We start from the raw sequence: 15270 nt of genomic DNA, 5'->3' as shown, positions 1-15270 counted from the left end.
CAGTGCACAGCAAGTAAAACTCATGTAAAAGTTGTAACACGACATGTCTGGGAAGAATACATGGAAGCATGTGAAGATATAAGACATACCTTAGGAATGAAAGATTTATACTCTCACAGAAAAGAAACCATTGAAAGAATCTTTGGAACAGCTAAAGAGAATCATGGTTTTAGATATACACAGATGTATGGTAAGGCGCGCATGACAATGAAAGTCGCGCTTACCTTTGCGTGTATGAATTTAAAGAAACTGGCAAAAATACAGCAAGAATGGGATTTGAAAATGGCCTAAAGGAAGGCCTTTTTACACAAAAATCAAAATATAATCTTAGAAAAAAGGAAAGTATGCTGCAAAACGAAGTTTTGCAGCATACTCTTTGTCTACAGTCTGAATACCCAGAGGATTTAAATATCCTCTGGGTATTTTTTGATTACAGTAAATTACAAAGAAAAATACTTATAAAATGTAACGGCTTTGTAACAGCCCCTAGTATAAAATGATGTCATCATAAAGATAGTAGCCTTACTTGCAGGTGATAGGAAGGTGGAAATATGAAGGGAACAAGCGCAAAAACAAACAAAAACAGACTATTCAGTCTCATAATTGTAATGGTGTTTGTAATATCATGTTTTCCTATGTTTGCTATTCAGACACTGGCAGCAGATTTTCAGGTGGATTCTCTGAATAACAGAGCAAACACTTCTGGCACTGGAGCAGCTACTACTATTAAGGTGGACAGTGAGAGTGCTACTACAAATCTTGTTGTAAAGCTCACAGCCACAGGGGAGACAGTTACAATTTACAAGGTTGCAGCAGTAAGCTACGACACAGTTACAAAGAAATATTCAGATCCTTACTGGGTACCAGAGGTTTCAAACTGGCTCAGCACATATGATACATATTCTACAAATGGAACAATAAAGACTGCCTATGCAAATCCAAAGAATCTTTCTTCAGCAAGCCAGTCTACATGGACAGAGTTTTACAAATATCTTCTTTATAACAGAGATAGCAGGGAGCCATTAAATGTAATTGAGTATGGTTCTTCATCTGAAGAGATTGATGGAAATACAGTATATACTGGAAAGCTGGATCCATATAGAGACAGTGTCACACTTGCAGATGATGCAGAAACACTTGAGGTTTCATTTAATAATCTTGAGCTCGGTATTTATGCAGTTATGGTTAAGGCTGATGCAAAGAGATTTACTCCTGTAGTAAAGGACCTCACTCCAAGAGTAAACGGCCCTGAGGGAAATTACTACGTGGATTCAGTATACTTTGCAGAGCTTAAGGCTGCTGATGCTACAATCGACAAGAAGATTAATGGCAAGCAGGCTGATGCAGTAAGAATAGGTGAGATTGTTGATTTTGATATCGATATCACACTTCCTACTTTATATAGCGACAGAGTTACATACACCAGAGCAATGGATCAGGTGTATTCAATGTATATTGAGGATTACATGAGCCCATCATTTACTATTTACGATGCAAATAATGATGGTGAGGCTGATGAGAGAGATATTAGCTTTACTACAACAGGTTCTATGGCTGGTTCAGTGGCAGAGCCATTCCCTACAACTAATTTTGATTATTATGAAATAGCAGATTCTACATATGACCGCAGTGGTTTAACTGCAGATGTGGACTACTTCGTTCTTACAGATGAAAATATAGCAGACTACACATCAGGCTGTGAGCATCTGGCTGATTTGGATGGATATGAAAATGGTCAGACATATTATGCTATAAAAATATCTGCACCAGTTTATACACTGGATCCAGTTAGAACAAAAACTAATTCTGACAACAAAGATTGTGCATACATGAAATTAAACATCAATGTTGGTGTTTTAAAGCAGATGATTAAGGATGATCCTGACGGAAGAAGCTATGATTCTGCAATAGTAACAATGTCCTATAAGGCAATTGTTACAGATGCTGTGGAGGTTAATTCAGAGAACAACTACAACACAGCTACAATAGTTTATGAGGGTACTTCTGGAATAAGTGATACTGTAAGAGGCTACAGCTATGGACTTCAGGTTATCAAGGTCGACGGTGATACTGATGACCCAATCGCAGGTGCACAGTTTAATCTTTACAAGGAAGTAAATACATACAAGAAGATAGATGATGAATTCGTATGGCAGGCAGATATGAGTGGAAGTGAAACCGATAAGCTTGAGTTTACATACGAGGAAATCAAAGAGGACATAGAAGAGAACAGGGACGAGACTATTTATTACACATATGAGGAGACAAAGACAGAGGCAGGAACAACAGAGACAGGAGTAGAATATCAGGAAGGAGATGTTCTTGCATTCGTATTTACAAAATATACTTCAGGCCACATCAATACAGGCACACCATTTGATGGCTCAATTACATCAGTGGCAAGTGAAGCAGGTGTTACCATAACTGGTCTTGATGAAGGAAACTATATCCTGATGGAGACAAAGGCTCCTAGCGGATATAACGCTTTAGCAGAGGATATCCTCTTTACAATTAATCGCATTGACGATGAGACAGCACAGCTTGAATTTAACGGAAGCTTATGTGGCTTCTATGATGGCTACGACGATAACAAGCAGCTTATTGAAAATGGTATAACATCACTTAGAGTATTGAATTACAAGGGTCTGACACTTCCAAGTACAGGTGGTATTGGTATTCTTCTTTTCACGGTAATAGGTATTTCTATTATGTCATCAGCCCTGGTGCTTATGATTATCAGACAGAGAAGAATGGATTCAAGCTCATATATGTAAGACTTTTCAAAAGCCAGTTCAGATGGCAGCATCTGAGCTGGCTTTAATTTTTTTTCACAGTTCAGAAACAGAATGAACTTTTTTTGATGCTACAATTTTATCAGCATAATTTAGATTATTGTGTCTTTAAATATATGATTCAGGGGGGTAAAAGACATGCCAAATAATAGTTATGACAGGGACCGTGATTACGACAGAGATAGAGATTATGACCGAGACAGGGATAGAGACTACGACAGGGATAGAGACTACGACAGGGATAGAGGACGTGACCGAGACAGAGATTATGACAGGGACCGTGACTACGACCGAGACAGAAATAATGACAGAGGCCGCGACAGAGACTACATGGACGAGAGACAGATTAGAGAGGAAATCGATCGTCTTCGCAAGGAAGTTTATAATCTGAAGGATGCCCTTGAAAATAGACGTGCAGAAAATGCGGACCTTAAGATGGCTATTAAGCAGGCAGAGAAGAACAATGTAGAGCTTTTGACAGCAATCACAGCCACCTTGAATGATATGTCTGCAAGAATGGAAAATTTAAATGGTCTTGATAAGCTTAAATCTTCACTTAGGGATGAGCTTGAAGAGGTAAATATGCCTGTGGAGGCAAAGTGTCAGGCCATTGAAGAGAGATTAAAAACTTTGCAGGACAATCTGGATTATTCAGAGCCTATGAAGGAGCAGGTAGGCTTGGCAGCAGAGAGTATGAAGGAAACTCTGGCAGAAAAATTTGGCACAAAGACTATTGGCGATGTGTTACAGAAGCTTGCTTCTGTAAGCACCTTCCTTATTGCAGATTCAATAGGAATAGTTGTTCTTCTTGCTTTGATGTGCTTCTTTATTATTTCACTTATAAAGTAGAAAGGTCAGTATGCTACCAGGAAGTGTCGGAATCGGTGCATTGGAGCTGTGGGGCTCGCTATTTTGCCTTATAGCGGCTTTTTCCATTGACCGTGGCAAGACAGTTGAAAAAAGAGAAAATATCCAGCTGGGATACCTTTTGCTTATGAATACCATTATTTTGGTATTTGATATGTTTGCTGTTACTTATAATGGAGAACCAGGAAATGTTAGCAGAGTGATTCTCAGAGTAGCTAACTTTGGCCTTTTTTTAACACTTTATCTTTTAGAAATATACTTTTTGGCGTACCTTAAAGCGGTGATTGTAAATAATGGTGGAAAGTTTTCTGTGTCATTTAAGTATTTAGGAATACTTCTGATGGTTATTTCCATCGTAATCCTTGTTTTTGATCAGTATACACACAGGATATATTATTTTGATAAGGATAATATTTATCACCGTGGAGAGAGCTATGTGCTTGCATTAATCCCAGTATTTGCCTGCTTTGCCCTCATTTTGTTTATAGTTTTTTATTATCGCAAATACATAAGCAGGCTACAGTTTTTTGCGCTATTGGTGTATCTGTCTTTTCCTGTTTGTAGTGCTGTAGTTATGGTTGTGACAGGGGAGGTTTCATCTATCATAAATATTTCCATCACCATCTCTTTGATGCTGATGTATCTGTTTTATGAGATTGAAAAAAATCAGCGAATGCTGAAGCAGGCTGAAGATTTGGTAGAGTATGAGCGCGTCAACAATCAGTTTAAAAACTATATGCTTTGGACTCAGATTCAGCCTCACTTTATTTACAATAATTTGAATGTTATTCAGTTTTTGTGCAGGAAGGACCCAGAGCTGGCATCAGAAGCTGTAGTTCATCTTTCCACATTCCTGCGCTCATATATAGATGCCTATGATATGGACGTATGTATCCCTATCACAGAGGAGATGGAGATTATAAACCATTATCTGTATATGCAAAAGCTTCGTTATGGTGACCGTTTGGAGGTAGAGATAGCCGTTTCTTGTGAGAACTTTAGCGTGCCTCCTCTTTCAATAGAAACCCTTGTAGAAAATGCAGTGCGTCATGGTGTGGCAAAGAAATCAGAGGGAGGCAGGGTTTCAATTCGTGTATACGAAAATGAAGATGAATATCTCACAAAGGTTGAAGACAATGGAGTAGGCTTTGATTCTAGAGAGCTTGAAAAAGATGATGGCAGAAATCATGTAGGATTAAAAAATACAAATAGCAGACTTAAATTTATGATTAATGGATACTTAGAGGTTGAGTCTCAGGTGGGAATGGGCTGTAGAGCTATAGTTCATGTGCCTAAGGGTAAGAAGAATGAAGTATCTGATAGTTGATGATGAAAAAATTATAGTAGAGGGAATGGAGGACACCCTTAGGGAAATCGTGGGTGACAGTGCGGCTATTTATACCGCTTCAGATCCATTTGAAGCCATTGAGCAGATGAAGCTGCACCATGTCGATATGGTTTTTTCAGATGTGGATATGCCGGGAATGAATGGTCTGAAGCTGGCACAGTCACTTTCTGAGATTAATCCAGATGTGGATATAGTCTTTTGTACGGGCTATGCCCATTATAGCTTGGATGCTTGGAAGACTACGGCAAAGGCATTCATACTAAAGCCTGTGTCAAAGGATGACATGAAGGCTGCAATCGACAGGCTTACAGCCAATCGAAACAAGGTCTCAGCAGCAGAGCCGTCGGATAAATCAGGAGGAAAAGAGCTGGAGGTTATTTGTTTTGGAAACTTCGAGATTTTCCACAAGGGTAATCCAGTTCATTTCGCCAGAAAGAAATCCAAAGAAATGGTGGCTTACCTTATAGATCGAAAAGGAGCGATGGTCTCCACAGGAGAGCTTAGAAGTGCTCTCTGGGAGGAGGACGAGGACAACGAAGAGAAGAAGGGCTATATAAGGGTGCTTGCCAACGATATTAGAAAGAGCATGGAGGATATTGGTATTTCAAATTTTCTCCGTAACGATATGGATTGCTACAGCGTGGACATAAAGTCCATGTCCTGTGATTACCTGAAATTCCTTGAGGGAGATGAGAAGGCAAAGAAATCTTTTTCAGAGGAATATATGATGCAATATCCGTGGGCAGAGACAACATTGGGAACCTTGCTTGATATGCTGTGATGTAACGAGTTTGTAACACCCTATAGACTACAATTCATGTAACATGGAATTAGTCTATGGGGATTTTTTATGGCAAAAAACAAAATGGTTCGAAGGGGCGGTATGATTTCCTTCGAAAAAGATGAAAAAAAGTCCATAATTATAGCCCTCGTGGTAAGTGCAGTTGTAGTTTTGGCTGTAGTTTTAGCGATTATTGCCATCAGACACAAAGGCCTGGGTATCCCTGTGGGGGTTACTGAGGAAGTGGTTGACACATATACTGTTACAGATAGTTACACTGATGACGGCAGTATTATTGTAACCAATCAGCAGGAGCTTGATGAGAAGCTTACTGCGTCTTCTGATGATGCATCAATTGGCTCTATTACAATTCAGTCTGAAGAGGAGCAGTCTATAGAGATTCCTGCTGGTGATTACAGTCAGGTGGCTTTGAATGTTGACGCTCCATACACTGAAGTGTCTAACTATGCCAATTTCAATATCATAAATATATCTCAGATTTCAGCTAATACATGGGTGGAGCATGCCAATGGTAATAACATTATCCTTCAAGCAGCTGCCAGCCATGTTATTGTGGAGTCTGACGGAGTAGTTGAAAGTATATCTAATATTTCATATGGCTCAACACTTGCAGTAGAAATATACGGAACTGTAAAGGAGTTATCTCTTGAGGCAGATGAGTCTATTGCATCGGTAAGTGTTAACGGTCATCTGGAAAATCTGGATGTATTCAGTAAGACAAATCTGGCCCTGTCAGGAGCAGGAACAGAGCTTATCCCAGTGAGAGTACAAAGTGGAGCAGACGGCTCCGTTGTAAAGACATCGGTGCCACTTGATATGAGCTCCAGTAGCACAGTGGATGTTTACATGCAGGAGGGTGCTGAGGATACCAAGATACTTCTTACAAGCAACAACGTATTAACAAACCTTTATAACAATACAAATGCTGATATTAACATCGTGGATCCAGATAGCAATACTGTAAGCATTCCAGCCGGTAATAGTCAGGAATTCGGTGAGATTAAGGAGCCAGAGCCTGTAACAAGTTCTGAGGATTCATCAAGCAGCTCAACAGTTAGCTCAGGTTCATCAGGTTCATCCGGGGGTTCAAGATCCAGCAGTTCATCCTCTGGTTCAACAGGTCAGACTGTCAGTGAGCAGCAGGCGACACCAACGCCAACTGCAACACCTACACCAACACCAACTGCAACACCTACACCAACACCAACTCCAAAGACAACCCCAAAGGTGACACCGACGCCAACACCAACGCCAACACCAACACCAACGCCAACGCCGACACCAACGTCTACACCGACACCTACACCAACACCAACGCCGACACCAACACCAACTCCAACTCCGGAGCCAACGCCAGCGACAGTGTTTGAAGATATTTCAAATAAAATAAATGAAATTACAGAGTCTCTTAAGGGGTTAACCCAAAAGACTGATGAATATGTAAATCAAAATGAAGATACTTCCCAGCAGAGCTCACAACAGATGACTCCTCAGGAAGAAGAGATATTGGAGAAGATTAAAGAAGCAGCAATGAGTGCAATACTTTCATTGCCTCTTCCTAATGAACAATACAAGACAAATGCGACTGACTACGGAAATGTAGAATACAGAATAATGAACCAGGATATTATTTATTCCCGTTATGATTCTTTGAATCAGATTAATGATGAGTACATCCTGATTCATAATGCAGCTGGAAGTGAAAAATCTTATCTTGTTCAGCTGTACTATTACTATTTCGTCTATGTGGATGACGGTGAAGGAAGCAGTCTGATATGGAATGAAATGGGGACTTCCAAATCAGCTGTTTTAAATCCTGGGGAAAGCTGGATATTCACAAGAGAAAAGCCTGTAAATCCAGATATTGCCAAATTTACTATAGAAATAGTAGCAACAGATTGTGGTGATGCCGAAGCTTTGGAGGAGGATCCGGTAGCAGATATACCACAGCCTCTGGATTGGGAAGCAGAATATTCTTCACAGGATAACGCTATACAGGCAGTATTCTTTGAAGGAAATAAAGTATTGGGAACAACAATCTATTATTTAAACAACAGTGATGTCTATACAGACATGATTGTGGATAATGAACGTTTAGTAAAAGCAAACAATATTGAAGAGGATAAATTTATTCAATTCCGTTTGCCATCAGGATATGGAAACGTTAAATGGTTATTCTTTGCTCAGTGAGGTAGCTAAAGGATGAAAAAAAGGACGAAGGCATTGTTGGTGGTTTTTACATTAATACTTTCGATGCTAAGGGGGACAACTTCATATGCTGCAGCTTCATCCAGCATAATCTTTCAGGGACTGGAGGTTGGAGATGTGGTGGAGATTTATCGTATCTGTAATTACGATGAATCCTCAGCCAGCTACTCATGGGCCTTTGCCGTAACCTCCTGGATGTCTGAAAAGAGAACAGGACAATTCTACGCGGATTTAAGCCCTACAGGTCTATCTAAAATGAAGTCCGGGGCAGCGAAGGAGTTCTGTGAATTGCTTTTGGATGGTCTTAGAAATACCTCCACAGGTGTGGCCAATTTGCAGGGACAGTCCTTTACCTATGCAGTTGGCAGTGGAAATACTGTTGAGACAGATGCAGGCTATTACATCGTCCTGCCTAAGGGAAATAGCAGAGTATACGATTTGGAATGGTTCGTATTGGAGCCTGGCACAGAAAAAACAATTACCTACACAGAGGATAATTACAGTGTTCCTTCAATGACCACAGCAATCGAAAATGATACAAGTGACAGGGGTATGGTAAATGAGACAGTTCCTATGACAGAGCTGGACGATCAGGTTTCTGTAACATCAGACATTACCATGCCATCGTACAACAGCATGTATTCAGACGGTAAAAGGGTACTTACCGTTTCCTTTGTTATCCCATATGGAATGGAGTATGTTGCTGACAGCTTAGAGCTTACAGCCTCAGGAGAAGAGGGGGAGGAGAAGCTTCCTGACTCAGCCTATACTGTGATGAGCTATAGCAATGTTCAGTTCTACAGGGATTACAGTGATAAATTTGTTTTCTTTGGTTCTCAGGATTATTTCTATGAGATAGACGGAAATCATCTTGCAGGACCTGATGGCACACCAGAGCTTGCTCTGGAGGCGTTTAATGAAGCCTATGGAACGCAGTACAGTATTGAGGAAAAGAACCTTAAGACTGTAGGTGAGGGAGGAAATACCTCCACACAGGAGATTAGGGAGGCTCAGGCTGCAGAGACAGGAGAGCCAGTTGAACCAATAGAAGATGAAGAAGTTGAAGAGACAGAGGACGTTACAGAAGCAGAGGGCACTGAGGAGGTCCAGACAGACCCAGAGGGCGTAACAGTGGAAACTGAGGCTATCGGAGACACTTCTGTGGATACCTCCAATCTTATTTTCAAGACAGGTGGATTATCTGTTGTGATTGTATCCCTTGATACATCGGTAGAGCTGGATACTCTTAAGGCTAAAATCAGCGCCAAGAAGAATCAGTACAGTACACCTGACGGATGGTATGACATCTATACTTGTCTTAGCTATTCAGTCAGTCCGCTGGATAAGAATCTCAGAGCGGTTATTAAAGAATCTGCAAGGGCTGCAGCCTATGGAATCAGACTAACTGCCTGTATGGGATATGCAGATTCCTATCTGAAGAGTGGCGATGAGATTTTGGCGACAGCGCCTAGAATGCTTGACGACAAATTTACCTTATATAAAAAGACTAACACCTATTCAGGTGATATTAACGAAGCTGTTACACAGGTTGCAGTAGAGAATAAAGATAAGGTTCAGCTTATCTATGATTCTGATTTGAATGTAACTAATGAATATACAGAATATGCACTGTTGGATCTGAACGATGAGGCCCAGATAGCCATAGGTGGAATTATAGCCGGCGAATATCTGATAGTGCAGACAGACCACGTTCCGGGCTTTGCCCTTTCAGAGTTATCCTACATCATTGAGTCAGATGACTGGCAGGATGAGGAATATATGGAAGGAAATTGCGTATTTGATTTGGTCTGGTTAGATTACAAGACGGTTTATCTTCCTGCCACTGGTGACAGTGGGCAAGAAACAGGACGTACAGCAGGAATTCTGATTATGCTGTTTGCAGCAGCAGCCATTGCTCAGGCAGCCAGAAAACGGGAAAATCTCAAGCTGTTACACCAAAACAGGGTGTTACAAAAATAAATATAAAAAAGATTTTCTTTGTAACTAGTTTGTAACTAGTAACGGTTTATTATATGGCATATAGAAGAGAATTCTATGCGATATACTACGTCAGATAAGGAGGAAAAAATCATGAAAGGAAAAGGAAAGCGATTAGCCGCATTACTAACACTTATAGTTCTTACTTTCAGTTCAGTATTGGTTGTTAACGCTGATAGCAACACAAAACTGATTCAGAGAAGTACTAGTGTAAGCAATCAGGAAGAGAACTTCGATCATACTGAGGTTTCTGTTGCTGCAAACACACCAGACAGAACTGGCTTTGTTCTCAACGTAAAGAGAGCAGATGACAGCTTTACTCTGTACAATTTGGTAAACATCGTAGCTACTGATAATGAGGCAAACGGAATCACATCCATTGATGTTCAGTGGATTACTCCTGTTGCAAACTTTATTCAGTCACATGAGCAGTTTGCCAACGATCCAGACTACGCTTCTCCTACAGCTCTGGGTGCGTATACAGTAGACCAGACCCTTTCAGGTGAGGCTAAGGAAAATGCAGAGAAGGCAGCTAAGGCTGCAAAGGAAAAGAAGCTCATCACTCTTATCAATGCTATGAAATCAGATTATGACATCGTAGTTGATAAGAATGCTACAGCTCTTGGACAGATGACAGCTGTTGCACATCTTGATGGTTCAACAGTTGAATCTAAGATTGCAAGTGACCCAGAAGCTAACCTTAATGATATTTCAGGCTCAGAGGTTAAAATTGGTCTTTCTGGTAACGCTTATGAAATCAGCAAGCTGCAGTTTGGTTTGTATTTTGTACACGCTACAAATCCAGCCAGAGCTTCAGGCGGTGGTTATCAGCCTGTAGTAGTAGAGCTTATTCCAGAACAGACAGGTCCTTCAGGTCATTGGTATATCGATAATAATAAAACAGCTACACTTAAGAACGAATCAATCAGCATCGGAAAGAAAATCAACGAATCTGATAGCGATATTATCAGAGAAGGTGAGATTGTTTCATTTAGAGTAGATATTGACATTCCTCTTTATAACAAGACTGGTAATACATTTGATTATACAAAGTTCAATGCTATTGATGATATGACACAGGGCTTTACCCTTATTGCCACATCAGCAACACTTACATATTTTGACTCACAGGGAAGAGAGTATCATCCTATGGCAGCGCTTGTAGGTGAGCAGTATGGTAATAGAACAGCCCGTGATGCAAATGGTACTTATGAAGCAACTCTTATTGGTTATAGTTATCCTGTTTATTACAGTGGTGAAGAAAATCAGAAGGCTTACTTCTACATTACAGAAGATTCCAGCTCACAGATTACTGTTTGGGTAAATAATGGAGGAAAGCTCAATAAGGTTCCACTTCAGAAGACTAAGACTAATGGCACATATACATTTAATACTAATGACTTAATAGCTATTAACAACCAGCTTGGTTCAGACAATCAGATTCCAAGCTCATACATTACTTCTTCAAATGCACCAAAGTTTGTTCTTTCAGATACAACTAAGTCTCTTATTTCAGTAGAGTTCTATTATGAGACTCTTATGAATGAAGCTACTTATGCTCAGAAGATTACTGGAAATGCTAACTATGTTCAGGATGAAAACTTTACATTACCTAGCAAGGTTCAGGTAAAATATGATGCTTTAGTAAATGATTCAGCATACCTTGGAAATAACGACAATACAAATACAGTAACAGCATATTATGTTGAAGATACATCAGGAACAATCGGTACTGTTGAGGATGAAGTAGTTGCATGGACATACGGTGCAAACATCGTCAAGGTAGACGGCGAAGCTTATTCTGACTTTGAGAAGCTTCAGCCAGAGCAGCAGGCAGCACAGCTTGAATCCGGAAAGACACCTTATCTGGAGGGCGCTGTATTCGACATCTATCGTTTAGATACAACATACTGTGGTGGTTCTGCAAATACAGATCAGAACTCTTCACCAGCAGAGAGAGCATATAATACATTCTCATTCTACGACGATGCCACTTATCCAGTTACATCAGTAGACAGTTCTGATATTTCAAAGAGATATGGAGAGTCATACAGACAGTATGCAGAAGTACTTCAGAGAGCAATGAAGTATGAGATGACTCAGAAGATGGCTCTTACAGATGCAACAGTTATCGGTGGTGCTATCCAGTCTGCATTTGGACAGCTTGGTTCATACACTACAGCTGCTACATTTACAAATAAGTATAATTTCGCAGATTTATATACTAACGTAGAAACACTTAATTCATTACATAGCGGATACGGTGGAAATATTCTTCTTGATTACATCGTTCCAAAGGCTAAGACAATTGCTAATGGAAAGTCATGGGATCAGGCAGAAGACTTTGAAAGTGATTTCGTAGTATTTGTACCTAGATGGGTAGAAGCTAATGAATGTGCAGTTCATACAGGAGCACACTGGCACTTGGATGCATACTCATTATTCTGGGCAGATACAACATCAGTTGCTGATGGCGATGGTGTTTTACTTACAGGATTTGATCCAAATAAGTATCTCATGATTGAGAAAACTGCACCAGCAGGTGGATATAACAAGTTAAGTACAGCAATTTACTTTGAGGTAAATCAGATTTCCGACGAGCTCTATACAGAAAGAGGTAATTCTTATGCAAGCTTCTTGTCAGATGTATATGAGAACGCACTTGGAGAAACAACACAGGATGATAACCAGGATGGTATTTACCACTTCATTATCAAGAACTACAGTGGTTTAACACTTCCAAGTACTGGTGGAATTGGTACATTATTATTCACATTAATAGGTTTGATTATTATGGGTGGAGCAATTGTATTTGTAATTGCAAGAAGAAAGAAGCTGGCTAAGAACGCAGCATCATTCATGGCTATAGCTTTGATGATATTGTCACTTCTTGTACCTTCAATGAATGCAAATGCAGCTACAACAATCAGCCTTGGAAACAGTGATGGAGTTAGTACTGGTGTCCAGAAGGCAACACCAAATGGCACAGCAGAGTTCATTATTCATCTTAGAGACTCAGCAGATGTTCTTTCAGTATATAGAATTGCATCTGTAAGTTACGATGATACAACAATGACCTGGAGTGATTTGGAATGGGTTCCAAACCTTTACAGCTACTTAGGAAACTATTCACTTGATACAGGTAATGATAACATTCCTACAACTCCACAGCAGTTTACAGAGTTAAATGCAAAGGAGCAGGCAGATTTCCTTACATGGGCTTATAACACAAGAGATAAGTCTGGAATAGGAACAACATACAAGGTTAACGATCAGTACATTAGTAAGTTTCAAAATCAGACAACTAATGAGAACTACGCAAAGATTACAAACGTTGCTTATGGTATGTACTTAATCAAGGGTGAAAACCCTACAATAGGTAGATCATACTCAGTACTTACACTTTCAGCAGTTCCAGAGATTCAGGGACCTATGGGTGTTTACTATCTTACAGGTGACCTTGAAGCTACACTTAAGTACGCTGATGTGACAGTAGATAAGCGCATCAACGAGATGGACTATGATGTAGTAAGAACTGGTGAGACAGTTACATTCGAAATCGCTGGTGAGATTCCTAGCTACTATCCAATCAACGGCGGTGTTGTATACACCAAGGAAGATGGAGATTTATACACTGGATACGACTGGAATGCAAATTACAAGTTTAATATTACTGATGATATGTCATCTGCATTCACACTTGATCCAAGTACTATAGAGATCTACTTGGGTGATTCTCTTACAGAAGCTGGCGAGTGGGTTGCACCTCCAGCAAACTCATACATAAGCCTTATTGCATCTCCATATTCATCAGAAGCTGGTGAAGGTGTTGTATGGTTCAAGGATAGTACAGATAAGAACGGATATTACATTATCAAGCATATTGTAAAGAACGGTAATGTATACAATCTTACATGGTACGTTTACAACGAAAAGGAAGGAAGCATTGAATTATTAACAACTGGTACAGCAAGTACAGAGGCAAATGCTACAGGACTTCCAGACGCATCTATAACAAGTGCTTATAAGACTGCAACAGGAATCCAGACTATAGGAACATTTGCAAGAGCTACCAGCAAGAACATTTTTGCAATCTCATTTGATTACTCAAAGCTTGTAGAAATCAATGAGGAAGGTAAGTGGGAACAGATTTATAAGTACATCGGTCTTACTTACAAAGCTACAGTTACAGATGATTGCCAGCCAGGCTCACAGAACAATACAAATACTGTGCACCTCTGGTATAGAAGTGATATTGCAGGACATTACAGCTCAGTAGACGATACAGTAAGAGCCTACACATATGGAATGAGAATTGTAAAGACTGATGGAGAATCAAATCCAACCAAGTACCTTATCGGTGCACAGTTCAATCTTTACAAGGAAGCATATGTATATGTTCCTGATATGACAAAGGAAGGCGCTACAACAGCTACATTTACAGCAGAGCCTTCACCTTCTAACTGGGAATTCTATAAGTTTGGTGGTTATGCAGCTAACGGTGAGTACTCATCAAAGACAGAAGAAATTCCTACAGACGACAGTGAAACACCTGTAACACTTGATACACTAGATAAGCTTGAAGCATCAGGCACAACCTTTGAGGGTGGACTTAATACTTACTTTAGATATGTTCAGGTTCCAGCAGGAACAGATGATATCGACGAGAAACACTACAATGTAATCGTTTACAAGCAGATGGCACTTGCAGATCAGGTTGGAACAAATGCAGCAGGTGAAGAGTCTCAGACAGTACTTGATAATACAATCTATTCAATTGATACAGAAGAAGGTGTTTTAATCGATGGATTAGAGGATGCTTCATATGTATTAATCGAGACAGTATCTCCACAGGGTTACAACGCTCTTACAGAGGCAATGAGATTTGAAATTAACAAGCTGTCAGTAGAGCAGCATGAGATGGCAGAAAATGCAGCTTATGACACAGACGTTATTTTCTACTCAGCTAACGAGGTTGACCCAACAGAGGAAGGTATTGTAGATGCAGTAGCAGTAAAGACTACAGAAAATGAACAGGAAGTAATTAAGTACTATCAGGGATATTCAGATGGTATTTATGGAATTAATGTAAAGAACTATCAGGGGCTTACACTTCCAAGTACTGGTGGTATTGGTACATTGTTATTCACAATTATCGGTATCATCATCATGGCAGCAGTACTTATCGTAATACTTGCCAAGAGAAAGAAAAATAGTTATATGTAGTTTCTTATTCTAACAAAAAATGGGCAGGA

General features: G+C 39.9%; 7 protein-coding genes and 1 pseudogene. All 8 read left to right on the top strand.

Annotated features, from left to right (window positions below; all coding sequences use genetic code 11):
• Positions 1-273: pseudogene (locus BMZ41_RS12110) on the top strand (transposase); the annotation flags it as partial.
• A gap of 278 nt (positions 274-551) precedes the next feature.
• Entirely contained in the window at positions 552-2774 is a 2223-nt protein-coding gene (locus BMZ41_RS12100) for a SpaA isopeptide-forming pilin-related protein (protein ID WP_090529982.1), read from the top strand.
• 156 nt (positions 2775-2930) lie between these two features.
• A complete protein-coding gene (locus tag BMZ41_RS15700) occupies positions 2931-3641 on the top strand; it encodes a hypothetical protein (protein WP_177184222.1) in 711 nt (236 codons plus the stop codon).
• A gap of 10 nt (positions 3642-3651) precedes the next feature.
• Positions 3652-4986: a sensor histidine kinase gene (locus tag BMZ41_RS12090; RefSeq protein ID WP_090529979.1), complete on the top strand. Its 1335-nt coding sequence runs from the start codon at positions 3652-3654 to the stop codon at positions 4984-4986.
• Positions 4967-5788: a LytR/AlgR family response regulator transcription factor gene (locus BMZ41_RS12085; protein WP_177184221.1), complete on the top strand. Its 822-nt coding sequence runs from the start codon at positions 4967-4969 to the stop codon at positions 5786-5788. Before BMZ41_RS12090 ends, BMZ41_RS12085 begins: the two co-directional genes overlap by 20 nt.
• Positions 5789-5857: 69 nt before the next feature.
• Positions 5858-7999 carry a hypothetical protein gene (locus tag BMZ41_RS15695; RefSeq protein WP_177184220.1) on the top strand — a complete coding sequence of 714 codons (2142 nt, stop codon included), beginning with the start codon at positions 5858-5860 and terminating at the stop codon, positions 7997-7999.
• 12 nt (positions 8000-8011) lie between these two features.
• Entirely contained in the window at positions 8012-9997 is a 1986-nt protein-coding gene (locus tag BMZ41_RS12075) for a hypothetical protein (protein ID WP_090529973.1), read from the top strand.
• A gap of 111 nt (positions 9998-10108) precedes the next feature.
• Positions 10109-15241: an LPXTG cell wall anchor domain-containing protein gene (locus BMZ41_RS12070; protein ID WP_177184219.1), complete on the top strand. Its 5133-nt coding sequence runs from the start codon at positions 10109-10111 to the stop codon at positions 15239-15241.
• Positions 15242-15270: the final 29 nt, after the last annotated feature.

The organism is Pseudobutyrivibrio sp. UC1225, assembly GCF_900115215.1.
Lineage (GTDB): Bacteria > Bacillota > Clostridia > Lachnospirales > Lachnospiraceae > Pseudobutyrivibrio.
This window is presented reverse-complemented; position numbering and strand designations above follow the sequence as displayed.